The sequence below is a fragment of the Kaistella jeonii genome (assembly GCF_000812865.1).
GTDB lineage: Bacteria > Bacteroidota > Bacteroidia > Flavobacteriales > Weeksellaceae > Kaistella > Kaistella jeonii.
In genome coordinates this window covers 78674-104130 of the sequence record NZ_JSYL01000005.1, presented here as the reverse complement: position 1 = coordinate 104130, position 25457 = coordinate 78674, and the positions used below count along the sequence as shown (strand labels likewise).

Annotated in this window: 23 protein-coding genes; 8 read left to right on the top strand and 15 right to left on the bottom strand. The window is 34.3% G+C overall.

The window, feature by feature from the left end:
* Positions 1 to 34 precede the first annotated feature (34 nt).
* The 4 genes from OA86_RS15340 to OA86_RS09230 are packed head-to-tail and all read right to left on the bottom strand — an operon-like array spanning position 35 to position 6889.
* Positions 35 to 1384, bottom strand: coding sequence for a SusE domain-containing protein (locus OA86_RS15340; RefSeq protein ID WP_052257469.1), 1350 nt, complete (start codon positions 1382 to 1384; stop codon positions 35 to 37).
* 17 nt (positions 1385 to 1401) lie between these two features.
* Positions 1402 to 2520 carry a SusE domain-containing protein gene (locus OA86_RS09240; protein ID WP_039352257.1) on the bottom strand — a complete coding sequence of 373 codons (1119 nt, stop codon included), beginning with the start codon at positions 2518 to 2520 and terminating at the stop codon, positions 1402 to 1404.
* Positions 2521 to 2547: 27 nt separating this feature from the next.
* Positions 2548 to 4149 carry a RagB/SusD family nutrient uptake outer membrane protein gene (locus OA86_RS09235; protein ID WP_039352033.1) on the bottom strand — a complete coding sequence of 534 codons (1602 nt, stop codon included), beginning with the start codon at positions 4147 to 4149 and terminating at the stop codon, positions 2548 to 2550.
* Between the two features lie 10 nt (positions 4150 to 4159).
* Entirely contained in the window at positions 4160 to 6889 is a 2730-nt protein-coding gene (locus tag OA86_RS09230) for a SusC/RagA family TonB-linked outer membrane protein (protein WP_039352031.1), read from the bottom strand.
* Positions 6890 to 7255: 366 nt separating this feature from the next.
* Here OA86_RS09230 and metG point away from each other — a divergent pair, with 366 nt between their 5' ends.
* Positions 7256 to 9289 carry a methionine--tRNA ligase gene (gene metG / locus OA86_RS09225; RefSeq protein WP_039352028.1) on the top strand — a complete coding sequence of 678 codons (2034 nt, stop codon included), beginning with the start codon at positions 7256 to 7258 and terminating at the stop codon, positions 9287 to 9289.
* A gap of 40 nt (positions 9290 to 9329) precedes the next feature.
* Here metG and OA86_RS09220 read toward each other — a convergent pair whose 3' ends face one another.
* Positions 9330 to 10043, bottom strand: a complete 714-nt coding sequence (locus tag OA86_RS09220; protein WP_039352026.1) for a class I SAM-dependent methyltransferase — start codon at positions 10041 to 10043, stop codon at positions 9330 to 9332.
* 159 nt (positions 10044 to 10202) lie between these two features.
* Between OA86_RS09220 and OA86_RS09215 the strand changes: the two genes are divergently transcribed.
* Positions 10203 to 10676: an Mpo1 family 2-hydroxy fatty acid dioxygenase gene (locus OA86_RS09215; RefSeq protein ID WP_039352023.1), complete on the top strand. Its 474-nt coding sequence runs from the start codon at positions 10203 to 10205 to the stop codon at positions 10674 to 10676.
* Between the two features lie 76 nt (positions 10677 to 10752).
* Here the strand turns inward: OA86_RS09215 and OA86_RS09210 are convergent, their stop codons facing one another.
* From OA86_RS09210 to dnaA, 4 genes are all read right to left on the bottom strand, one after another.
* A complete protein-coding gene (locus tag OA86_RS09210; RefSeq protein ID WP_039352019.1) occupies positions 10753 to 11130 on the bottom strand; it encodes a hypothetical protein in 378 nt (125 codons plus the stop codon).
* Positions 11131 to 11193: 63 nt separating this feature from the next.
* Complete coding sequence (locus OA86_RS09205) at positions 11194 to 11892, bottom strand: SAM-dependent methyltransferase (protein WP_039352017.1); 699 nt, start codon at positions 11890 to 11892, stop codon at positions 11194 to 11196.
* 92 nt (positions 11893 to 11984) lie between these two features.
* Complete coding sequence (locus OA86_RS09200; protein ID WP_052257467.1) at positions 11985 to 12461, bottom strand: low molecular weight protein-tyrosine-phosphatase; 477 nt, start codon at positions 12459 to 12461, stop codon at positions 11985 to 11987.
* Positions 12462 to 12551: 90 nt separating this feature from the next.
* Positions 12552 to 14006 (bottom strand): chromosomal replication initiator protein DnaA, encoded by a 1455-nt coding sequence (gene dnaA / locus OA86_RS09195; RefSeq protein ID WP_039352015.1) that lies wholly within the window; start codon positions 14004 to 14006, stop codon positions 12552 to 12554.
* Positions 14007 to 14139: 133 nt separating this feature from the next.
* On the opposite strand from dnaA, the gene OA86_RS09190 reads away from it, so the two are divergent.
* Positions 14140 to 14550, top strand: a complete 411-nt coding sequence (locus OA86_RS09190) for an acyl-CoA thioesterase (RefSeq protein WP_039352012.1) — start codon at positions 14140 to 14142, stop codon at positions 14548 to 14550.
* 1 nt (position 14551) lies between these two features.
* On the opposite strand, the gene pepE is transcribed toward OA86_RS09190, so the two are convergent.
* Positions 14552 to 15244, bottom strand: coding sequence for a dipeptidase PepE (gene pepE / locus OA86_RS09185; RefSeq protein WP_039352009.1), 693 nt, complete (start codon positions 15242 to 15244; stop codon positions 14552 to 14554).
* A gap of 234 nt (positions 15245 to 15478) precedes the next feature.
* Between pepE and OA86_RS09180 the strand changes: the two genes are divergently transcribed.
* The gene (locus OA86_RS09180; RefSeq protein ID WP_039352005.1) at positions 15479 to 15922 is read left to right on the top strand and encodes a hypothetical protein; all 444 of its coding nucleotides are present in this window, start codon (positions 15479 to 15481) and stop codon (positions 15920 to 15922) included.
* Between the two features lie 190 nt (positions 15923 to 16112).
* Positions 16113 to 16952, top strand: coding sequence for a prephenate dehydratase (gene pheA, locus OA86_RS09175; protein ID WP_039352003.1), 840 nt, complete (start codon positions 16113 to 16115; stop codon positions 16950 to 16952).
* A gap of 25 nt (positions 16953 to 16977) precedes the next feature.
* Here the strand turns inward: pheA and OA86_RS09170 are convergent, their stop codons facing one another.
* A complete protein-coding gene (locus tag OA86_RS09170; RefSeq protein WP_039352000.1) occupies positions 16978 to 18906 on the bottom strand; it encodes a M1 family metallopeptidase in 1929 nt (642 codons plus the stop codon).
* A gap of 78 nt (positions 18907 to 18984) precedes the next feature.
* Entirely contained in the window at positions 18985 to 20262 is a 1278-nt protein-coding gene (locus OA86_RS09165) for a replication-associated recombination protein A (protein ID WP_039351998.1), read from the bottom strand.
* Between the two features lie 99 nt (positions 20263 to 20361).
* Between OA86_RS09165 and yidD the strand changes: the two genes are divergently transcribed.
* Both yidD and lgt read left to right on the top strand, forming a co-directional pair.
* Complete coding sequence (gene yidD / locus OA86_RS09160) at positions 20362 to 20598, top strand: membrane protein insertion efficiency factor YidD (protein ID WP_039351997.1); 237 nt, start codon at positions 20362 to 20364, stop codon at positions 20596 to 20598.
* A gap of 100 nt (positions 20599 to 20698) precedes the next feature.
* Positions 20699 to 21568, top strand: a complete 870-nt coding sequence (gene lgt, locus OA86_RS09155) for a prolipoprotein diacylglyceryl transferase (protein ID WP_039351994.1) — start codon at positions 20699 to 20701, stop codon at positions 21566 to 21568.
* Between the two features lie 50 nt (positions 21569 to 21618).
* Here lgt and OA86_RS09150 read toward each other — a convergent pair whose 3' ends face one another.
* On the bottom strand, positions 21619 to 23112 hold the full coding sequence (locus OA86_RS09150; RefSeq protein WP_039351985.1) for a bifunctional ADP-dependent NAD(P)H-hydrate dehydratase/NAD(P)H-hydrate epimerase: 1494 nt from the start codon (positions 23110 to 23112) through the stop codon (positions 21619 to 21621).
* Between the two features lie 422 nt (positions 23113 to 23534).
* Between OA86_RS09150 and mscL the strand changes: the two genes are divergently transcribed.
* Positions 23535 to 23906 carry a large conductance mechanosensitive channel protein MscL gene (gene mscL / locus OA86_RS09145; RefSeq protein WP_039351982.1) on the top strand — a complete coding sequence of 124 codons (372 nt, stop codon included), beginning with the start codon at positions 23535 to 23537 and terminating at the stop codon, positions 23904 to 23906.
* 151 nt (positions 23907 to 24057) lie between these two features.
* Here the strand turns inward: mscL and OA86_RS09140 are convergent, their stop codons facing one another.
* Together OA86_RS09140 and OA86_RS09135 are read right to left on the bottom strand one after the other, a co-directional pair.
* Positions 24058 to 25017 (bottom strand): D-2-hydroxyacid dehydrogenase, encoded by a 960-nt coding sequence (locus OA86_RS09140; protein ID WP_039351979.1) that lies wholly within the window; start codon positions 25015 to 25017, stop codon positions 24058 to 24060.
* Positions 25018 to 25020: 3 nt separating this feature from the next.
* The gene (locus OA86_RS09135; protein WP_039351976.1) at positions 25021 to 25422 is read right to left on the bottom strand and encodes an LNS2 domain-containing protein; all 402 of its coding nucleotides are present in this window, start codon (positions 25420 to 25422) and stop codon (positions 25021 to 25023) included.
* Positions 25423 to 25457: the final 35 nt, after the last annotated feature.

Here is a 25457-nt window from a genome sequence, read left to right as displayed (position 1 = left end):
GCAACAGTTTCAATGTTTATATTTAATAAGGCTCTTACAATTTTGTTTTAGTCCAAACTAAATTTTCTTCGTCGAAAGTAATTTTATAATTACCAGCTTCGGTAATTGGAATATTCGCTCCACTTGGCTCTAAACTTCCATTATTTCCATCATCTCCATAGTTGGTTCCCCAATCATTGTTTAATCTAAATTTGATTTCGCCAACAGAAAGTACAATATTATTAATTTCCCATTTCTGAGTGGTACTATTCCACAATAAATCGGTATCATTATCCCAACCTCCTGGAGTTGCGCTACCAATTATTCCCCACGAATATGCTTCTAAAGCGTAAGTTAGTGAATTGGTATCTACAGTTAATTTTTGGTAACCTATATTTGGAGCAACTAAATTGTTTCCGCCGTTGTAGGTAATATTATACCCACCTGTAGTTCCGTAGCTATTGTCCCAATTTCTGGCTGTGGTAATTTTAAATTCAGAATTTGGTGCAGTGTAATTAATGTAACCAATATAAATTCCATTGCTAGTTGCGGAACGCAAAGACTCAGCAGTAAGCGGATCCCAGTTTTGGTAAGCACCAGGAACATATAAAAATGACTCTAATTGATAAGGAGTCACTTTAAATGTAACAATATCAGAAACTTTAACGATTGTTCCACCAACCGAAGTGGAAGATGCAGTTACTTTAATATCGATATTGCTTGCAATATTTGCTATTGCTCCAGTTTTTAAAACAGCTTTATCAAATACCAAGTGAGAAACTTCCAGCATTTTTGCATTTTGAACAGTTCCTAAAGGAAAAAAGTTCGCGGAACCTGAAGCAGCAATTTCAACATTATATTTAACATCTCCGCCATAAGCATAATCATTCCATTTTATTGTCGCTGCAGTTACATTAGGATTTGCTCCATCTAAAACAATTGCTTGTCCAGAGGTTGGACTCGTAATTACAGGAATTGCAACCGGATAAGGTGTTATTCCTACTGAAATTACATTAGATAAATTAGTTCCCAAAATTACTCTAATGTAGAGCAAAGTCTGCGTATAAGGAGAATATCCTTGCTGTAAAATTGCAGTGTTTAATGCTCTAACCGTAGTTGTATAAGTGTTTTTTGTACTTGTAGCAAACGTTACCGGCGTCGCAAAATCTGCAGTTTTAGAAAACTGTATGGTGTAGTTCCCAGTTTCACCATTCATTCCGTCCCATGTCAAACGGAAACTGTTATCCGCCATTGTTGGATAAAGGGTATTGCTGCTCAAAGTTGTATTATACAATTTTATCGAAGCTTCTGGGTTAGTCCAGTTTTTATCTGCCTGATCTCTACAAGAGTTTAGCAGAAGTAATGGTAAAAATAATACCATTAAAATTTTAAATATATTTTTCATGTTAAATCTGCTTATTATTATTCAATAGTATAAGTTCCTGCTTTCAGGTTCAGTGTAATTTTATAAGAACCACCGTTTCCATTGAAGACGATGTTGGAATCATCGTTTTTTGGACCGATAAATCCAGAGTTCCCGTTGTTATCTTTCAAGATATTTCCCCATTCTAAATCTCCGAAAGATTTTTGTCCTAAGAATTTCATTTCAGAATTAGCACCTAAATTAGTGGTTAATTCATAAATTCCCTCTACATTTGGTTTCTTTGTCATCGGAAGTGCTGTAGCTGCATCCCATGAATTCAAAGTTCCTACAACATACAGATTCGGGTAATCAAAACCAAGTGCAGAAGCTGTCGCATTAATGGACTGAACTGCGCCGTCTGCATTGATTTCTATTTTATAAATTTTTGTTGGGTCAGTAAACTTCATATTTTCATGATCACCGAAAACTATGTTTGCAGAGGTTTGCTTAAAATATCTTTTGATCATATCTGTTCCAGGATTGTCAATACTGTAGTTGATAGGATCCCACGCTTGCTGACCTAAAAATCTAAAATTCTCTGGAGTCATGAAGGTGTAGATGTACGAAAAATTATTCTTTTTGTACAAAGCTTGTGCAACTCCAGAATTCCAGCCGACATAAGAAGCTGCTCCTACTAAATAAAAAGTAGGATATTCTAAGGCGTAAGGAGTAACATTTACGGAGGTAACATTAGAAACTGCTGTAATTTTATCGGCTCCTAATGCAGAAGTTACTCTTAAAAACATTTTTCCCTCCACATCTTTTGTCAACCCAATTGTTTGTGCAGCTGTATTTAGTTGACCTACTGTATAGGTTGCAGTTCTAATAGATTGTGCCACAATTCCTAAAACATAAGGAGTTTTGAAATCCTTATCCTTAGAAGCTTCAATTTTATAATTCACTTCTACGGGAACGGTGTAAGTTGCCTGACTCCAAGAAACATTAAGTGCAGGATTATCTGGATAGTTTTTGTCTAAAAAAATATGATCTGAAGATAAATCCATCACGATGGGTGCACCACTGTTGTCCGCTTTCACTAAATCCCGATCATCACATGACGTTAAGCCGACAATTAGGAGTAATGCATAAAATGCATTAATGATATATTTATTTTTCATTTTGTAATTATTCATTTATAGTTAAGATTAATAGCCCGCATTTTGAACCAAGTTCGGATTAGCGATAATATCTTTTGCCGGAATTGGATATAGATTTCTGTAATCTTCTACCGCTTGACCATCTTTAACACCCCCTTTCCACGGCCACAGATATGCTGCGGTTGTAAATTTAGAATAGCGGATAAGGTCTGTTCTTCTGGTCATCTCCCAACCTAATTCTCTACCTCTTTCGTCAAGAATAAAGTTTAAATTAATTGATGCTACCGGAAGCGCTCCTGCTCTTGTTCTTATTGAATTTACATAACCTAATGCAGTTCCAGCGTTTCCGCCACCTCCTCTGAGATTTGCTTCTGCATACATTAAATAAATATCTGCCAATCTAAACATAGGAATATCAGTATCTACAAAATTGCCGGAACCACGTGTTGGACCATCTTGTCCTTCTACTCCTGTACTGGTAACATTTTTAAATTTAACGAAGGCATAACCGTTGGAGAAATTTCCTAAATCATCAATCTCTAAAGTTTGTTTGTTGGTAAAGAAATTTCCACGTAAATCGCTTGTTCCAGCGCCACCAAACAAATTCACATAAGCTTTGGTAGTTCTCAAACCAGACCAACCACCGCCGATCCCAAATTCTTTAGCAGGCATTGTTCCTCCTACTGAAGCATGAACCAAGTAAGTAGACCCACCTGAAGTCTGTGCTTTCAAACCATCAAAAACAATTGGGAAAATAACTTCTGGATTATTTTTTTCATTATCTGCAAGAAATAAATCTGCATATTTAGTTTTCAAACCATAACCAGCACCAATTACTTTTTCGCTATAAGTGATACAATCCTTACTTCTATCTGTTCCGGTATAAACTTTAGCATTTAAATAAAGTCTAGCCAAAAGTGACCATGCTGCAGCTTGATCTGCTCTACCGTAAGCGGATCTTGGCGCTTTCAGTTCTGTAGAACAAGCCAGTAATTCCGTTTCAACATATTTGAATAAATCAGCCCGCAAAATTCTTGGCGGCGGTGTAGAAGATCCAATCGGCATATTTACTTCCGTGGGAAAAGGTATATTTCCGAATAAATCTAAAGCATGGTAGTAAGCTAACGCTCTTAAATATCTTGCTTCGGTTCTCATGTATTTCGCCTCGGCTAAATTAGTTCCTGTAATATTGTGGGCAGTTAATTTTTCATCGGTTGTATTACGAATAAAATCATTACAGAAAGCTATTTCCGTAAAAATTCTGTAATAAAATGCGCTTACAAATTCACTAGAAGAATCCCAGTTCATTTTGTGAATGGATTGTAAAGTACCATCATTCCAAGCAATTACTGCTTCATCTGTTGACAAAACCTGCATCGTAAAGAGCTGTCTTGTATATTGAGAAAAGTTGGCGTCAATTCCATTAATGTCGGGATTTCCACCACCACCTTCTTGACCACCGTGTGCAAAACCACCGTACAATTTAGCCAAAGCATTTGGGTAATTTGCAAAATTCCCGTAAACCACTTCTGCGGTATCATCTGATATTGAAGTTTGTTCTAAATCCCTCATACAAGATGTGGTAGCAAATAAAGCAACTACAGAAGCTGCTGCTAATATTGTTTTAATTCTTTTTGAATAAATTTTCATTTTCTTTTAATTAAAAATTAAAGTTAAGTCCTAATGAGTACACTCTTGGCATTTGATAATAACCATTATCAATCCCACCGAAAACCTCTGGATCTACACCAGTATATTTCGTTATTACTAATACATTCTGTGCCATCCCATAAACTCTTAGAGAAGAACCTGTGGCAAGTATATCACGGAAAGTATATCCTAGATTTACATTATCTATACGGAAGAAAGAAGCATTTTCAATAAAAATATCTGAGAAATACTGTGGTGTTGCAAACTGATTGCTTACCGCAGTTGAATATACATTCTGCAAATATTCATTGGTAGCAGCCGATTGCAGAGAACTGTTAGAAGCTGCGTTATTATACACATAATTTCCAATTACAGCTCTTGCGCTCAAACCCGCATCCCAGTTTTTGTGAGTGTATTTTGTACTGAAACCTAAAATCGCATCTGGCTGGGTAGATTTGTAATAATATTTATCTGAATTATTAATCTTTCCGTCGCCATTTCGATCTACAAAAACACCATCCATAGGTTTACCTGCATTGTCATAAACTTGTTGGAATACGTAGAATGCATAAGGTTGATAACCAACAGCATGTGCTTGAATGGTATTACCAACTCCACCAGTAATTCCTCCTACTGGTAAGAAAAAAGAATCATTTGCTCCTTGCGAAAGTTCTTTAATCTTAGAATCGTAGTGCGTTGCATTAAAGGAAAGTTCCAAAGTAGTATCTTCTGTTTTTATTGGAACTACGGTAATTGATCCTTCAATACCTTTAGAATCCATCACTCCAACATTTAAATTATTATTGTTAGATACATCTCCTGCAGCTATTGGAGCTCCTGAAACCAAAAGTTGATCGGCTACTTTTTGAAACAGGTCAATTGATCCAAAAATTCTGTTCTTCGCAAAACCATAATCTAAACCTATATTTTTAGTCGTTGTAGTTTCCCAAGTTAAGCGAGGATTAAAAATATTTGGACGATACATTTGATAAAAAGCATCACCTAAATAATATTGCGCTCCACCATTACTTAAGTTATAGGAACCAGAAGCTGCGTAATTATTATCTGAAAGTTCCTGATTACCGGTTTTCCCCCAACCAGCTCTCAATTTCAAAGTATTAATTCCTTTTCCTTTCAAGAAACTTTCTTCGTTAATCTTCCAACCAACAGAAACTCCCGGGAAATTTCCCCAAACATTATCTTTCGTACCATTGTAGAATCGAGAAGATCCATCTCTTCTAATAGAGGCAGAAATAATGTATTTATTTGCAATAGTAAAAATTCCACGCCCATAAAAGGATAGTAGCACATTTCTGGTTGCGAAATCTCGTCCAACTGGTGGTGCTACATTATTACCATTATAAGTCGGCGCATAAGGTTCTGCTCTATAAAAATTTTGGTAAGCATAACCTCCTACTAAATCTACATTTGTATTAATAGAAGAAATTGTTTTGGTATAACTTAAATAAGTTTCTAACAATCTATTTTCTTTTTCTTGAGAATAAGCTCTGGAACGACCTTTATCTGCAAAAGCTGTTTTATATAAACCGCTTTCTCTTTTTGAGCCATTCGATTTTGCATAATCGTAACCAGCGTTTACATTGAAATGTAATTCGGGTAAGAAATGGGACTTATAATCCAATTGAATATTCCCTAAACCTCTCCAAATTGAAGAAATATCTCTTGTTGCATCTAACTGAGCAAGTGGATTTGCATTTCCATTAACATTCAAATCTCCATTTAACAACCATTCATAGTAACCTCCATAATTTGCATTTCCTGAATAAACGGGTTGCGTAGGATCAAAATAAGTTGCGCTTCCAATAACACCACCTGCTGCAAATCTATTATCTGTAAAAGTTCCTTTTAAATTAACAGTTACTGCTAAGTGATTATCAAAAAATTTCGGTGTTAGGTTTAAACCTGCTGATGTTCTTTTGAAAGAGTTGGTTCTTACAATACCATTTTGCTCATTATATCCTAAAGACAAGCGATAAGGCAATCCTTTGATCCCACCAGACAACGCAATATTATTATCGCTTCCTGTTGCGGTCTGATAAATTAAATCTTGCCAATTGGTATTTGCAGTTCCTAATTTTGCCTGATAAGCAGATGAAGCATTAGCTTTCACAAAATCCCTGAATTCATCAGCAGACAATACATTTGTATTTTTCATTTTCGTAGAAACCGACGCTAAAGTAGAAAAATTCACTTTAAATTTCCCCGCAGAACCTCTTTTAGTAGTTACCAAAATAACCCCGTTTGAAGCTCTGTTACCATATATCGCAGTTGCAGATGCGTCTTTCAAAATATCGAAAGTTTCGATATCATTTGGATTAATTAAAGAGAGTGGATCCGCTGCACCCGTAATTCCGGTGAAATCTTGCGGTACACCATCGATTACAATAAGTGGTGCTTGAGAACCTCCCAATGAACCAATTCCTCTAATACGAATTGATGCTCCAGCTCCAGGAGCTCCATTGTTTCCTGTAATAGAAACTCCGGGAGTTTTTCCTTGAATTAACTGAGCGGGAGAATTTGCACCGCCGTTAAAGTCTTTAGAAGAAATTGAAGAAATAGATCCCGTAACATCGGCTTTCTTCTGTTTTCCGTAACCAATTAAAACAACCTGCTCGATATCCGCAGTTTTCAGAGAGTCTTTTGCCTGTGCGCGTAACATCGTTCCAGCAAATAATAAGAAAGCTGGCGCAATTTTCAAAACTGTAGTATAGTTTCTCACAAAAATAAAATTTAAGGATTAATATTCAATACATAACTGCTTCAATCAATAAAGCATTGCAATTTAGTCAAAAAATCAATTATTATTAAATTAATATTAAAATTGTTAATTTTATGTGATTAAAATCATATATTTAAAAGGCCATAAATATATAACTATTTAATAATCAGTTATTTAAAGCTTCAATATCTCAATTTGAGACTTTATGAATTTAACATTTAGTTAAACATTTGTTTAGCGAATTTACAATACAAACTACACATTATTTCATAAGAGCACAATTGTTATCTTCAAAATATTTCCTTTATCTCCTATTTTCTATTCAAAATCATAACGCTTATCTTTGCAAAAATTTAGATTAATAATATGTCAGATAGAAAGATGATTACGGCGGCTTTGCCTTATGCAAACGGTCCGGTTCACATTGGTCATTTAGCGGGAGTTTATATTCCAGCCGATGTTTATGCAAGATTCAACAGAAGATTAGGAAAAGACGTGGCTTTTATCTGTGGCTCCGATGAACACGGAATTCCAATTACCATTCGTGCCAAAAAAGAAGGCGTCACACCACAAGATATCGTCGATAAATACCACGGAATCATCAAAAAATCTTTCGAAGATTTAGGAATTTCTTTTGATGAATATTCTCGTACAACTTCTAAAAGACATCATGATGTTAGTCAGGATTTTTTCAAAACTCTATATAATAAAGGAAAGTTTATTGAAGAAGTTTCAGAACAATACTTCGATGAACAAGCCAATGAATTTCTTGCCGACCGTTATATCGTAGGAACTTGCCCGAATTGTGGCAACGAAAACGCTTACGGTGATCAGTGTGAAAAATGTGGTTCTACACTTTCTCCCTCAGAATTGATCAATCCAAAATCAATGTTAAGCGGGAATGTTCCGATTTTAAAGGAAACCAAAAACTGGTATCTTCCTTTAAATGAATACGAAGATTTCTTGAATGAATGGATCATTGAAGGTCATAAAGATGATTGGAAACCCAATGTTTACGGACAGGTTAAATCGTGGTTAACCGATGGTTTGAAACCAAGAGCAATGACCCGAGATCTGAATTGGGGCGTTCCGGTTCCACTTCCTAATGCAGAGGGAAAAGTGCTTTATGTTTGGTTTGATGCGCCGATCGGTTATATTTCTTTCACCCAGGAATGGGCAGAAAAAAATGGAAAAGACTGGAAAGATTATTGGCAGAATGAGAATACCGATTTAGTCCATTTCATAGGAAAAGACAATATCGTTTTCCACTGTATTATTTTCCCGGCGATGATGAAAGCGCATGGCGATTATATTATGCCGACCAATGTTCCGGCTTTTGAATTTTTAAATTTAGAAAACGATAAAATCTCAACTTCCCGAAACTGGGCAGTTTGGGCACACGAATATGTTCAGGAATTTCCGGGACAGCAAGATGTTTTACGTTATTCGCTACTTTCTTCCGCGCCGGAAACGAAAGACAATAATTTTACCTGGAAAGATTTCCAAACCAAAAATAATTCAGAATTGGTAGGAATTTTCGGAAACTTTATTAATAGAGTTGCCGTTCTGATTCATAAATATTACGACGGAGTTGTTCCAGCTGGAAATGAAAATGCTGAAGAATTAAACGAAATTACAAAAGCAGCAACCGAAGTTGAAAATTTCCTGGAACATTACGAATTCAGAAATGCTTTGACTGCAATGATGAATCTGGCTCGTTTCGGAAATCAATACCTTCAAATTGAAGAACCCTGGAAAACGATTAAAGACAATCCTGAAAAAGCAGCGGGTTCTTTATTTGTTGCAGCTCAAATTGCAGTTGGATTGGCTCAAATCTGCGAACCATTCCTTCCATTTAGTGCAGAGAAATTACAGAAAATGTTTAATGTTTCTCAATTAAGTTGGGAAGAGATTAAAAACGAAAAAGTATTAATTAAAACGGGACACTTAATAAATCCTGCCGAATTATTATTCTCGAAAATTGAAGATGAAACCATTGAATTTCAAATTCGAAAATTAGAGAACACCAAGGAATCCAATAAAAAAACCAATCCAAAAGCCAACGCGATGAAAGAAGAAATTCAATTTGATGATTTTACTAAAATAGATTTAAGAACTGCTACGATTTTAACTGCAGAAAAAGTGGAGAAAGCAGACAAACTTTTGAAATTCTCCGTAGATACAGGAGTTGACGTAAGAACAGTTGTTTCTGGTGTTGCAGAAAGTTTCACGCCTGAAGAATGTGTCGGAAAGCAAGTCATGATTTTATTAAATCTTGCGCCACGTAAAATTAGAGGAATTGAATCTCAAGGAATGTTGCTTTTAACAAATAATGCTGAAGGAAAATTAGTATTTGTAACTCCCGATGTACAAGTAGAAAACGGTGTTGAAATCGGATAATAATTCGTCAAAACACTTTATATAAAAAAAGACCTGAAAATTAATTCAGGTCTTTTTTCGTTAATCTTGCCAGATAAGAATCTTCTTCCTGCAGAATTCTTTCAATCTTAAATCCATTATTTTCCGCTACTCTTTGAAAAGTTTGATAATCCAGATAAAGCCATTTGATCGGTTTTTCGGTATCTAATTTATAGTGGATAAAATAATCAACTTCGCCATAATAATGATCTGCCGGAACCATTACTCCACCCTCTTCATCGCGGTCATACATGTACAAGATATCGGTGCCGTCAATTAAAATCTGTCCATCATCTTTCAATAAAGAAGATAATTTTTCCATATAAATATCAATTTTATCTAAACTGTCGAAAATTCCTGTTCCGTTCATCAAAAGCAAAATGGTGTCATAAGTTTCACCCGAAAAATCTAAGATATTTGAACATAGAACATTTTGAACGCCTCTCAATTGGCAAACTTCTATGGATTTGGGAGAATTATCTAAAGCGAGAACGTCTAATTTTCTTTCATTTTGAAGATATAAACTGTGTGAACCGGCTCCCGAACCAATATCTAAAGTTTTTCCTTTCGAAAGTTCCAAAGCTTTTTGTTCAATTAAATTCATGTCTTTAAAACCGCGGAAAAAATACTCTACAGGTAACTCATCAATTTCTGAAATGGAAGTTTCAGTCAGCAGATCTTCCGCGTTTTTGTCGTGATAAAAGTCCCAAATCGCTTTCCCCATTAAATCTTTCATTCTTAATAAATTTTTCCAAAAATAAGAAAATTCAAAATAATGTTTTCGCTTTGATTGATTATGCTTCAAGTCGAAAATTTACATCGCTTAAAATCAATTTAAAATAGAGTGTTGACTTGAGGCGAAAATTTGATAATTTAGACCCAATTATTACAACCAATGAGAAAAATTAATCAACTCTTTGCAGAATATGCCGAAAGTCACCAAAATCACACCAACAAAACCATTCATTGGATCTGTGTCCCTCTTATATTCTGGTCGATTTTAGGATTTATTTCGCTTATTCCTGCGCCGCATTTTTTTCTAAAATATTTTGGAGCCATAAGTATTGTTTCTATTATTGCTTTAATTTTAGTTACTATTTTTTACATCAGATTATCGTGGCGAATCGGTTTGATAATGATTTTTATAATGCTGCTCCTGGAGCATCTGGTCTATTTCGTTAATGTGAAATTGGAGCATCAATCCTGGATTATCTTTCTCGCAGTTTTCGTTTTATCTTGGATCGGACAATTTTATGGTCATAAGATCGAAGGCAAAAAACCGAGTTTTCTAAAGGATATGCAATTTCTTTTAATTGGACCGATTTGGTTATTGCATTTCCTACTGAAAAAAACTGGAATTAAATATTAAAAATTTTAAGAGAAATCACAAAAAAACCGTTTCCTCAAAAATGAAGAAACGGTTTAATATTTTTTAAAATAATTTCCTAAACGTTGAAGTGAGATTTTACTTCTTCTAAAAATTGCTCGCCGCTCATTTTTTGATCCGTACCAAGCGTCACTTTTAAATTTTTAAACTGGGGCGTTTCTGCAAGATGATTTTTAAACTGCTCTTGAATCGTTCCCGTACCTGTTAAATAAAGTTCTACAGTATTAGTAATCAAATGTTCCAAATCTTTAAAATACTTTGTAGTATTGGTTTGTTCCACGTTGTTTGCATTTTTTTCACTGGAATTCCCGTGTTGAACTTCACGTTTTACAGGATCGCAAAGAAAAAACATAAATGAACTTTCGATATCATGATTTTTTACCACGATTGCATTTTCCGAATCCATCCAGATTCCTGCTAATTTTTTTTCTGACATAATAATTTATTTCACCAGTATAATCAACTATGATGCAAAAGAGCTGTTAATGGTTGTTAAACTTTATTTTCCCAAAACAAAAACTGCCGGAATTTTATGTAGTTCCGGTTTGTTTTTCTGCCATTCTTTAATGGTCAAAGTCTTGATAAATTCATTCTCAGGATCATTGATATTCGCCGCAATACAAAGCTTTATATGTGGAGAAAGAAACTTACACAAATCTTCAAATAGTGGATTATTGCGATACGGAGTTTCCATAAAAATCTGAGAATATCCTGTAGAATTAATTTGATTTTCGAGTGCTGCAATTTTAGATCTTCTTTCCGAACGGTCAATTGGCAAATATCCATGGAACGTAAATTCCTGACCATTCAAACCGCTGGAGATCAGTGCTAAAATAATAGAAGAAGGTCCATTAACCGGAATTACTTTTACAGAATTTTCGTGACACCATTTCACCATTACATTTCCCGGATCAGCGATACACGGGAGTCCAGCTTCTGATAACAAGCCGAAATCCTGACCTTTGATCATCAACATCTGCGCTTCCTGTAAATCTTTTCTTTCCGAATATTTATCTAAAAGGAAAAGTTTCAGATCAGCTTGTTTTTTCTCGGGTGCGAAATATTTGATGACTTTTCGGGCCGTCTTTTCATTTTCCACAAAGAAATAATCGGTTTTTAAAATATATTCTTTAATCGAAGGGGCGAAATAATCAATGGGCGAGTTTTCAGATAAATAAGCGGGAATAAGGAATAGCATGATTTGTTAATTTGATGATGTGATGATTTGATGATGTGATGATTTGATGATTTGATGATCAGCATTTTGAAAAGAAATTTCTTTTAAAACGATTAATCAACTTGGCTCTTTTTACTTTTACCTGGCTCTTTTAAAACCGATTCTTTTAATTCTTCGGCAATCTTATCAGAAGCTTTATCGAGCATTTTATAGACCTTGTCGAAATCTTCTATTTCACTCCAGAAAGGATCCGGAACTTCCTGATCTCCTAAAATTAAGGAAACTTTTTGGCGTTCATCTTCATCGTTTGAAAAAGACAATACATTTTTCAAATTGCTTTTGTCCATTACATAGATGCGATCATATTTTTGAAAATCCTGTGCAACAAAGAGTCTGGATCGCTGATCAGAGATATCGATATTATATTTTTGGGCAGTCGAAACGGAGCGGTGATCTGGACTTTTTCCTGCATTATTTTCGAGCGTTCCCGCTGAATCTACTGTAAAATCATCGGGTAACTTTGATTTCAAAATTCCTTCTGCAAGCGGACTGCGACAGATATTACCGAGACAAACCATTAAAATTTTCATATAAAATATTTTTACAAAGTTCGGAAAATACAAATAAAAAAAGGAATTTAAAAAAATCCCTTTTTATTATTTTGATATTTAATGAGCAAATTATTGTCTAATTTTTTCGCCTAATTCTTTTACATATTTTTTCAGTTCCTTATCAATTTTTGAAACATCTTTGATCGTATCACAAGCGTACATTACGGTTGAGTGATCTTTTCCGCCCATTTCCTCACCGATTTTCGTAAAGGTAGCGTTGGTCAACTCTTTTGCAAAATACATCGCCAATTGTCGTGGAAGAGCAATTTCTCTTTTACGTGTTTTCGATAAAAGTTGCTCTCTTTCAATTCCAAAATACTCACAAACAACGTCTTGAATATAAGGAATATTGATCACTTTTTTCTGGTTCGCTGCGATCTTACTTATGGTTTCTTTCAGTAGTTCCAATGATAAATCTGACTTATATATTGTCGAATATGCAATCACTGAATTAATAACCCCGATCAATTCACGAACATTAGTTTTTACTTCCGAGGCAAGATAATCCAGCATATCTTCTGTTAAGACAATCCCGTCGCGGCTCAGTTTATCGATAATAATTCTTCTTCTCGTATCAAAATCAGGAGATTTTATTTCAGCAGACAGTCCCCATTTGAATCGGGAAACAATTCTTTCCTGAATATCTAATATATCAACAGGCGCTTTATCAGAAGTTAAGATGATCTGTTTTCCGTTTTGGTGCAGATAGTCGAAAATATGGAAGAAACTGTCCTGCGTCGATTTTTTTCCAGACAAAAACTGAATATCATCGATGATCAAAACATCAACCATTTGATAGAAATTCGCAAATTCTGTTTGTTTATGAGCTTTAGCAGCAGAAACGAATTGCTGAATAAATTTCTCGGAAGAAAGATAAAGAACCACTTTATCCGGATAAGAATTTTTAACTTCTAAACCGACTGCGTGACCCAAATGCGTTTTACCAACTCCATAACCACCATGTAAAAATAGCGGATTAAATGCGGTTGCGCCCGGTCTTTTTGCAATCGATTTCGCTACGGTCGCGGCAAATTTATTGCTTTCTCCTTCCACATAATTATCAAAAGAAAAATCAGCTTTCAGATTAGAATCGATGTTCACTTTTTTCATTCCCGGAACAACAAAAGGATTAATCAGATTTGCAGAAAATGACGGTGGCAAAGTTTCCTGAATTTTTGGCGTAGGAATACTTTTTCCCTTGAAGTTAACAGTAATGGGTTTTTCCTGACCACTTGGTCTGTTTTCCATCACAGAATACCAAAGTTTTACTCCCTTTCCAATATTTTTTTTCAGCGCTGCAGAAAGCAAAGACAAATAATTATCTTCAATGTATTCTTTGTAAAAATCACTCGGGACTAGAAGGGTAAGATTATTGCTTACCAAAGAAACTGGCTGCACGTTATCGAACAGCAAATCAAAAGAATTTTCTAGTTTTTTTAGATCAGTATTATCTTCAGCGGCATTGAGATTATCTCTCATGAACTGAAGACAATTTTCCCAAATGAGAGTTAAATTTTCATTCATTTTCCTTGTACAATTTTTCCTGAATTATTTAATTTTGGCAGGACAACAAATATCGAATTTTAAAATTTCTTAAAAAAATTTTTGTGCTATTGGTTATTTAAAAATATATTTGTATGATCAATTTTAAACTTCAATGATACACACAACCCACTCAATACGAGTACGTTACGCAGAAACAGATCCCATGAAATATGTGTACTACGGCATCTATGCTCAATACCTCGAAGTTGCGCGGGTTGAGCTTTTTCGCACATTAGGAATATCATACGATGAGATTGAAAATCAGGGAATTTGGTTGCCTGTTTCGGAGTACAGCATTAAGTATTTGAAGCCTGCTTTGTATGATGAAATTCTCGAAATTCATACCTTCATCAAAAAAATTCCCGGAGTTCGGGTCGAGTTTGAATATGAAATTTATAACAGTTCTAAACAGAAAATCACGGAAGCCAAAACAACGCTTTTCTTTTTGGATTCCAAAACAAATAAAGTGATAAAATGCCCATCGTTTTTAATGGAGTTTATCGATAAAAACTGGCAGGAATAATTTACAATTCACTTCCCGCTTCAATTTCGTATGGTTCTTTATTTTTTTCAAAAATTCTAGTGAGTTGATTTCCTTCAACCGTAATTTTATTTCCAACTTTGCGGATCCAGTTTCCTTCCCGAAGTCCGATTACTTTGGTGTCATTTTGAGTCAAAAACTCTTTGATCCGAGTTTCTCTTGTTTCACCATTATGTTTTAGATTCGGATTGGCATCTAAATAATGTGGGTTAATATTAAAAGGAACCAATCCCATCGTCTCAAAACTTGGCGGATAAACAATCGGCATATCATTCGTCGTTTTCATATTGAGACCACCAATATTCGATCCTGCACTGGAACCTAAATAAGGTTTTCCTTTTTCCACATTTTCTTTTAAAAGAGTCATTAAATTTTGTTCGTGCAAAGTTTTGACCAAAAGAAAAGTATTTCCGCCACCGGTGAAAAAACCTTGCGCCAAATTTATTGCTTCGATTTTATCCTCAAATTCATGAAGACCTTTCACCTTAATATTAAGTTTCGAAAAGAATATACTCGCTGTGTTTGTGTAATCTTCATGCGAAATTCCGCCCGGTCTTGCGAAAGGAATAAAAATGATCTCTTCGATTCCTGTGAAAAGTTCCTTTATTTCATGTTGCAGATATTCTAAATAATTTCCCCCGAAAAGCGTTGAAGTTGATGCTAAAATAATATTCATAATAGAATTTTTATATCAGACAAAGATATTTAATATTTTCCCTCAACACAGACTAGTTATCTTACTTTATTATGACCTAAAATAACCACTTCTTAAAATAGACAATATCAATTATTATATTCGTAAAAAAATACATGATTTTTATCAATTACGCATTAATTTCTTAAATATTAACTTTTTTGACGTAAAAGAGAAGTATCTTTGTACAGAAATTAAAAACAAAAAAATATCAAGATGAATTACACAGTAGTAGGTTTATTTCCAAACCAAAAATTTGCAAAAGAAATATCAGAAGGAATCGAAGAGTCAGGCATTAAAAATGAAGACTATATCATTTATAAAACCAATAAAAACAGTTCTAAGGAAGAAAAAAGAAACTTCTGGAAAAAACTTTTAGGTCTTAAAAACACTCAAGCAAGCGCTGAAGTTGAAAGTCTGATTACAAGTGTTGCAGTTCGTAATGAAGAAGAATTAAACAACATTAAAAAATCATTCGAAAAGAATGATGTTGTGAAAATATACGAATTTCAGGACATGACGATCGAAGAAGCAAAAAATTTAGATTACGTAAAAAAAATTGTTGAATTAAGAGCAAAATCTCAAATTTATTCAATGCCACAAATGACTATTTCCCGTGGAGCGATCAGCGAAGGAATCAATACCGAAGTGAGAGCATAAAAGAAAAATATTTTCTGAATAATAAAATCTGTACTATTTGTACAGATTTTTTTTGGCCAATATGTTATTCCTTAGCTACTAAATTTAAGTGATGATCTTTCGAAGTTCAGAACTTTTCAAATCAAAATAAATTAAAAAATTATCTTTAATAAAACTACTTTATCTCGAATGCCTTTTTTATTTTTGCTGAATGAAAATTGCTTTCCTCGGTCCACACGCAAGTTTCACGCAGTTGGCGTGTTCCCAAATATTTCCTGATAATGAACTTATTCCGCAGTCGAGTATTTTAGATTGTTTTAATGCGGTAAAAAATGGCGAGGTCGAAAAAGCAGTGGTTCCGCTCGAAAATTCTATTGAGGGAACCGTTTCTGTGACTTTGGATTATCTCTACCATTTCGAAGATATTTTTATCGAAACTGAAGCGGTGATGTCGATTGCGCATCATCTAATGATTAATCCTAATAATGAAGATTTCGAAAAAATTATTTCTCATCCGCAAGCTTTAGCGCAAACTTTTCATTTCCGAAATGACCATTTTAAGAATATGGAAACGCAGGATTTCAGTTCTACTTCTGCTTCGGCAAAATTAGTCGCAGAAAATCCTCAGGAAAAATGGGCCGCGATCGCAAATTCTTATGCCGCGAAATTGTATGGTTTAAAAATCATCAATTCTGATATTCAGGATTTTGAGCAGAATCATACCAAATTTATCGTCATCTCAAAAAAGAAAAATAATTTACAGTTAGATCTTCCTAAAACTTCTGAGAAAACTTCTTTAATTATAACCCTTCCCGAAGATCATGCGGGAGGATTGCATCAGGTTTTATCGGTTTTTGCGTGGCGAAAAATGAACTTGTCAAAAATTGAAAGCAGAACTTTGAAAACAGGATTAGGAAATTATTTTTTCTTTATTAATATTGCTAATGAATGGCATTCAATTTTATCAGAAAACGCTTTGGCAGAATTAAGATCTTTTGGCGCAAATGTAAAATTTCTCGGACATTATAATGAATATGTGCTGGAGGGTTAATTTAAAAACAGGTGAATTTCAAAGTCTAGTTTTTCGAAAATTTGATATTTTTCCCGTCAATTTTAATGAAATAAATACCAGAATTAAAAGTAGAAATATTAATAAAACTGGAAGGTTTATAATTTCCTTTTTTAATTAATTTACCATCCAACGAATAGATTTCGAAAGGTGAAACTTTTGAAATTCCTTTAAAGCTCAATTGATCTTTTACAGGATTTGGAAACAAAACTATGTCATCTTTTACATTAGAATCGGTTGCTAACGCAGCATCAAAAATCACGGTTGAGTTTTTTTCAATAATTTCATATTCTTTATTAAATTCTACGGTCGCAACTTCAAAATTTATTGCTTTTGAAAAAGACTGACTGTTTGAAGTATTGTCTAAAACGAGATCAGCGATTTCCCCATTTGTTCCCGTAACTCTTATCGGCAAAGGCAATTTGAAAAAACTAACCGACGGATCACTTTGCGTTTGAGAAACCAAAAATTTAATATCCTGAATTGCAACTGGTTGATTCCATTTAATGGTATAAGTGGGATAACCTTGACCATAAATCCAGTCATTAAAAAATTCTGTAAAATCTTTTCCTGTTGAAGTCAAAATCTGATTTTTGAAATCCTCTGTTTTTACATATTTATAGATAAATGCCGGATTTGAAGTATAATCTTTCAACATTTGGTAAAAGACATCATCACCCAAAATCCATTTGATCATGCGCAAAGTAAAACCGCCTTTTACATAAGTCAACCGTCCGCTGAAAACAGTAGCAACATTTCCCAGATCAGTGTCATTCACATAAATCTTTCCGTTTGGAAGGCTTGTAATCACATTAATTTGGTTGGATAAATGAGCCATAAATTCTGCGTGCGTCTTGATATTTTTCTCAAATATTACATGTTCTGCAAAAGTGGCAAAACCTTCATTCAACCAGGCTTCATTCCAGGAGCCACACGTGATTTTATCGCCAAACCATTGATGGGAAAGTTCATGTGCAATTTCTGTTTTCCCGAAAGAACTCATGGAGGACATTGTTTGATGCTCCATGCACGCTCCATTTACAGCAAATTCCATGTGACCGTATTTTTCATTAGAAAAAGGATAAGGTCCGAAATAATTTTCAAAAATCGTCATGCACTGCTTCGTCCATTCCAAATTATTTTGAATTGCAGAATTTGCACTCGTGTCAGGATATAAATAATTCACATATGGAAATGATGTATTTCCCATAACATCTGTGGTCTTCACAAATTCTCCGATGGAGAATGCAATTAAGTAAGCAGCGGTCGGATATTGGGTCCGCCAAAATGTAACTTTTTTGTTACCTGCAATTAAATTTTCAGACATTAATTTTCCGTTTGAGGCTACGCTGTAAAGTTCTGGCGTTGTAATTTTCATATCGAACCGATCAATTTTATCGTTCATACTTTGTTTCGTCGGGAACCAGTTTTGCGCGCCGTAAGGTTCAGACAATGTTGACATCACGGGACTTCCTGAATGGTTTCCCACATAAAAAGAAGTTCTGCCGGAATTATCGGGTACGCCTGAATATTTTACAGTCAAAGAATCCAACGTATTTGCGGGCAATGTCGTTGGGAAATCAATTTTTAATTCTTTCGTGGACAATTGCTGGAAATTTAAATTCGTTCCGTGATAAAGAATTTCAGATACCGGAATTTGATCGGTGAAGTCGAAATAAATACTCGACATTGCTGAATTTGGTAAAAAATGAGAAGTTACCGAACCCGAAATCTGCAAAATCGCCGGATCTAAGTTCACCTCCATCCTTTGGTATTTCAGATCATAATTTAAAGTGTTTGGATTCACATTAAAATTGATCATTTTTTCGTAATTCTTCACTTCATTATCAACCAAAGTTTTGTTTTCAACATATGCTTGAGAAAAAAGACTTACTGAAAAGAGGGTAGTTAATATAAGGAAATATAATTTTTTCATGATCTAAAATTTAAATTAAAGATAAAAAAAACACCTGACAATCAATCAGATGTTTCTTAAATTTTAAAAATCAGAACATTAATATTTGCCTTTCCACTTCTTTTTGAGTTCTTCAGCAATTTTATTTTCAGTGGTGTTTTTTCCAGGTTCGTAAAATTTAGTTCCTTTAATTTCATCCGGCAGAAATTCTAAATCAACAAAATTTCCTTCGTGTGAATGAGCATAGCCGTAATCTTTCCCGTAATCTAAATCTTTCATTAATTTTGTCGGAGCGTTTCTTAAATGTAACGGAACCGCCAGATTCCCCGTCTTTTTCACAAAAGACATTGCTTCATTTATCGCCATATACGTAGAATTACTTTTCGGGGAAACCGCCAAATAAACTGCAGTCTCGCTTAAAATAATTCTCGCCTCAGGATTTCCAATAATATTGATGGCCTGGAAACAATTATTCGCCATGATCAAAGCATTGGGATTGGCTAAACCGATATCTTCGGAAGCTAAAATCAACATTCTTCTCGCAATAAATTTAATATCTTCTCCACCGACCAACATTCGAGCTAACCAATAAACGGTGCCATTTGGATCTGAACCGCGCATCGATTTGATGAAGGCCGAAATAATATCGTAATGCTGTTCGCCATTTTTATCGTAAAGCGCCATCGTTTCCTGTAAAACATCGAGAACATCTTGATTGGCGATTTCTTTTTTATCAGAATTTTTAAATTGATTTAAAACATTTTCAACCGAGTTAATGAGTTTTCTCGCATCACCGCCAGAATATTGGATAAATGCTTCTTTGTCTTTTATTTTGAAGGTCGTATTTTCTAATTCGTTATATTTTTTTAATGTAATTTCTGCTAATTCTTCTAACTTTTCGAAAGTCAAAGATTTCAAAACATAAACCTGACTTCGCGATAAAAGAGCTGAAACAACTTCGAAGCTGGGATTTTCTGTAGTTGCTCCGATTAAAACGATCCAGCCTTTTTCTACAGCATGAAGTAAAGAGTCTTGCTGTGATTTATTAAAACGGTGAATTTCATCAATAAATAAAATGGGTGATTTCCCGGAAAATAAATTTTGTTTTTTGGCTTCATCGATCACTTCGCGAACATCTTTCACTCCTGAAGAAACTGCCGAAAGTTTAAAAAATTTCCGACCTGACTTTTCAGAAATAATTTCTGCCAAAGTTGTTTTTCCCGTTCCTGGCGGTCCCCAAAGAATTAAGGAATTCAAAACATCATTCTCCAACATTTTGCGAATGGTGCCGGTTTTCCCGGTTAAATGTTCCTGTCCCAAAACTTCATCTAAAGTTTTGGGACGCATTTTTTCGGCAAGCGGAGTATTAGAATTCAAGTTGAATAATTGAAAGTTTGATGATGAGAAATTCTGTCAAAATAAGTTTAACGAGAAACTTAGAACAAATTTAAACTATTTCGTTATTTTTGCAACTGCATGTTCAATAAAATCATCACTTTTCCTTTGGTTGTCCTGATAAAAATTTATCAGTGGTTTATCTCACCATTACTCCCAGATCATTGCCGTTATGAACCAACCTGCTCCAGTTATATGGTAGAAGCACTTCGTATTCATGGCCCATTCAAAGGTTTATGGTTAGGATCAAAGAGGATTTCAAGATGTCATCCGTGGGGAGGAGAAGGTTATGATCCAGTTCCGCCAAAAAATGATTAACAGAAAGTTTTTAATTTTAAATGATAGATTTTAAATTAAAGAATGATCATTTAAATATTGAACGTGCGACTTTGAATATTAAATTTTTGAATTAAATTATATGCTGACTTTCTTATACTCAACTTGGGATCCTTCCACCGGAATACATTTAGGTCCTGTGACGCTACATTATTACAGTTTGATGTTTATTTTCGCCTTTGGTTTAGGCTATATGATAATGACTAAAATTTATAAAATTGATAACGTCAACGTCAAATATGTAGAACCCCTTTTCACCTGGACTTTGATAGGAACTATTTTGGGAGCACGTTTAGGTCACGTTATTTTTTATCAGCCAGAACTTTTCAGAGAAGATTTTTGGTCGGTATTTTTACCTATCCGAACCAAACCACATTTAGAATTCACCGGATTTTCTGGATTGGCAAGTCATGGAGCGACGATCGCGTTAATTTTTACAACCCTTTATTATTCCTATAAAATAATTCGTAAAAATCCTTTCTGGGTTTATGACAGAATTGGGATTCCCGTTGCTTTGGGAGGTGCATTTGTAAGAATTGGGAACTTTTTCAATTCTGAAATCATTGGGAAAGCAGCACCTGAAAACTCTCCTTTTGCGGTTTTATTCCCACAACAAAGTTCGGAGTATGGTGCAATTGTTCCACGATATCCTACTCAATTATTTGAAGCGACCGGCTATTTTTTACTTTTCGTTTTATTGTGGATTTTATTCAGATACACGAAGAAAAAATATCAGCAAGGTTGGCTCTTCGGATTGTTCTTCATCATTTTATGGGCCGTGCGATTTTTCGTAGAATATTTAAAGGAACCACAAGGAGATGAATTTATTCATTTTGCAGGTCTGAATACGGGACAAATACTTTCTATACCCTTTATGTTAGCTGGATTTGTAATTATGTTTACATCGAAAAACCGCATGATCACAGAAGAAGAAAACGAAAAACCCGATTAATTTTAATCAAAATAAATACTAATCCTTTCAAATTTATTGAAAGGATTTTTTTATGCTAAGGATTTGAAGACATTTCCCAATTCATCGATCAAATCAGTAGGAAGCATGGCTTCTTTAGAAAATTTTTCTGCCGCGAGATCACCCGCTTTTCCATGGAGCCAAACTCCGAATATTGCAGCATCTTTTGGTGAATAATTCTGCGCTAATAGTGAAGTGATGATTCCCAAAAGAGCATCGCCACTTCCTCCTTTCGCCATTCCTGAATTCCCGGTAATATTGTAATAAACCTGATTTTCGGGCGTAATGATCTGGGTGTGATGATCTTTTAAAACAATATAAATTCCTAATTCCATCGCTTTCTCTCGCCCTAATTCCAATCTTTTAAAAGAATTATCTGTTTTCCCAAAAAGTCTTTCAAATTCTTTTGGATGTGGTGTAATGATTGAATTTGTTGGAATTTTTTTTAAAAATTGAGAATTTTTAGCAATAATATTTAGTGCATCTGCATCTAGAACCATTGGTTTATCACAACTTTTCAAAAAGTCCATAAAAGCAGATTCTGTTTCAGGAGCTGTTCCTAAGCTTGGACCGATACCTACTACAGAATCATTGTTAATATCGAAATGATAATTGCTATTCTCACCGCCATCTATATATTTCGCCTCAGGACAAGTAGTTTGCAAAATTCCATAACCACATTTTGGAGCAACAATGAAAGTTAATCCACTACCAGATTTTAGTGCAGATTTGGTTGCGAGAACAGCAGCTCCCATTTCACCAAAACTTCCTGCAATTATAGTAGTCTTACCATAAGTTCCTTTATGTGAAAACTCATTTCTTATTTTATAAATACCACGGATCAACTTTTTACCGATCACAAATTCATTTGTTGGTTCTTTGACAATAAATTCTTCGCTCAAAGAAATATCTAAAAGATGAACTTTACCACAGTAAATTCCCGTTTCAGGATGAAGAAATGTTTTTTTCCAAAACTGAAAACTTAATGTTTCATCAGCTTTAAAAATAACTGTATTGTCATTTATCATATGATCCGCCGATAATCCTGATGGCATATCTATAGCAACTTTTGAAAGCTTCACCCTATTTAGAAAATTAATCAGATCGACTTCTTTCTTGTTAGCTTTCCGATTTAGACCTGTCCCAAAAAGAGCATCAATGATAACTGCATTTTCTTTAAAATTAAAATTCTGAGTTTCATTGAAATCAAAAACATCAATACGAGCAATTTGTTTAACTTTCATGAGATTGCTCATCGCATCTTTCGAAAAATTTTCACTTTCATTTATAAAAACCGTGATATCAAAACCTTTGTGATACATTATTCTAGCCAACGCTAATCCACCGCCACCATTATTCCCGTTTCCACAAAAAATATAGAAAATTTCTTTATCCTTAAAGTTATTTGAAATCCAATTTACACAGGAATCAGCGACTCTCTGCATCAAATTTAAAGAATATACAGGTTCGTGTTTAATTGTGAAAGTATCACAATTCTTAATTTGTTGTGCGGAAAATATTTTCACTTGATATACCTTTTGTATTATATAAAATATATGAAAAAAATTAGTTGTGCTATTTAAAAAAAACAAATATCTAATTGATTATCAGTTAAATAAAAAATTACAATCAATTTTGGTTAAAAATACATAAATAATTTAAAATATTCGACAAAAACAAACTAAGAAAGGCGAAAATTGTAAGATAAAAATTATTCTATTTAATAATTTATTATCACGTAAATTTTTCATAATACACCTTCAGTAAATGTAAAATTATCGCCATCTTTAATTTGCTCAGCAGAAAAAATTTTCATTTGTATTATTTTTTGATGTTTAAATTTAATGAAATATTTCTTTAACTTTTTCTGTAACCATTAAATAATAGATGACAAATATTTTTGAAAAGTTTTCTTACTTTTGTTTATTAACATTAAAAATATAAAACTATGGGAATTGTACAGGATTTTAAAGCATTCGCCTTTAAAGGTAATGTGATCGATTTGGCAGTAGCAGTAATTATCGGAGCTGCATTTGGTAAGATTGTTTCTTCTTTGGTTGAGGATGTAATTACACCACTTTTACTGAATCCAACTCTTAAAGCGGCGGGTGCAGAAAATATCACAAAACTTTCCTGGAATGGAGTCATGTATGGCAATTTCCTTTCGGCTATCATTAGTTTTCTGTGTATCGCGATCGTATTATTTATGGTCATTAAAGCAGCAGCTAAAATGCAGAAACCACCTGAAGCTGCACCTGTAGCAGGACCAACTCAAGAACAACTCCTTGCAGAAATCAGAGATTTGTTGAAAAACAAATAATCAGATTCAATAAATAAACTTTAAACCCGAAAATATTTTCGGGTTTTTTACGTCGTAGAATAATCAAATTTCTTTATCGCTTTTTACAACTAACTAAAAAAAAGAACGAATCTCTCGACTCATTCTTACTATTTTTTAAATACAATTCTTTCTAATTAACTTGCAGAATACTACAAATTTGATCTGCTAAAGAAAGTCCGATTCTGTCCTGCGCTTCCATCGTTGAAGCTCCTGTATGTGGAGTCATAGAAATTTTTGGATGATTCAATATTTCTTTCGAAGGAGTTGGTTCGTTAAGAAATACATCTAATCCTCCGAAAGCAACTTTCCCCGAATTTAAGGCAGAAACCAACGCTTCTTCATCAATTACTCCACCTCTGGAACAGTTCACGATGGCAACACCATCTTTCATCATCGCGAATTCCTTTTCCCCGATCATATATCCCTCTTTCTGTGCGGGAACGTGAAGCGTAATAAAATCTGCATGTTTCAAAACTCCTTCAATTGATTCAGTTTCGATATCAACATTGATGAACTGATTATTGTAAAATTTTACTTTAATACTTGCTCTTCCAACATTGCTGTCGGCTGCAATAACCCGCATTCCTAAACCAAGCGCCATTCTTGCAACTTCCTGTCCGATTCTTCCCATCCCTATAATACCGATGGTTTTACCACGAAGTTCAATTCCTTTTTCATACGATTTTTTTAGTTTCGCAAATTCAGAATCGCCAACTACCGGCATTTTCCTGTTTGAATCCTGCAAGAATCTTGCACCAGTAAATAAGTGTGCGAAAACCAGTTCTGCCACTGATTCCGAAGAAGCTGAAGGCGTGTTGATGACATGAATATTTTTCAAACGAGCATAATCCACGTCGATATTATCCATTCCTACTCCACCTCTTCCGATGATTTCAATACTCGGACAAGCATCGATCATTTCTTTACGAACCTGAGTTGCGCTTCTTACCAGAATAGTTTTAATTTTATTTTCATTGATGTAATCAATTAAAAAATCCTGTGGAACTTTATTCGTAATTACTTCAAAACCTTTTTCAGTTAAGGCATCAATTCCTGATTGATCTAAACCGTCGTTTGCTAATACCTTCATCTGTTAATCTTCAAAAACTTCTATTGTTACCTTTTTTTCTACCATATTGGTAAATTTACCTTTGTATCGTGTCGCTTTTACAAGGTGATTATCAATCCAGTGATAATTGCCACCTCTCGGTTTTCCACAAAGAACACTGTGGTATTTAAAACCATGCTTATCGAGCCAATCGATCGTGATCTGCTTTAAATTTTCAGTTCGGGAAGTAAAATAGCAAATAATATGACCTTGATCGTACCATCTGTTAATGGTTTCCAGAGCATCGGGATAAGGAATACAATCCACCATTCTTTCCGGTTCCTCATTCGGAACATCGTCGGTAATCGTACCATCAATGTCAATCAAATAATTCTTGATATCACCCTTCAACATTGGACTCAGGTGGTCTTTATATTCTAATTCCATCACTTAAAAATTTAAGTTGCAAAATTACAACTTTT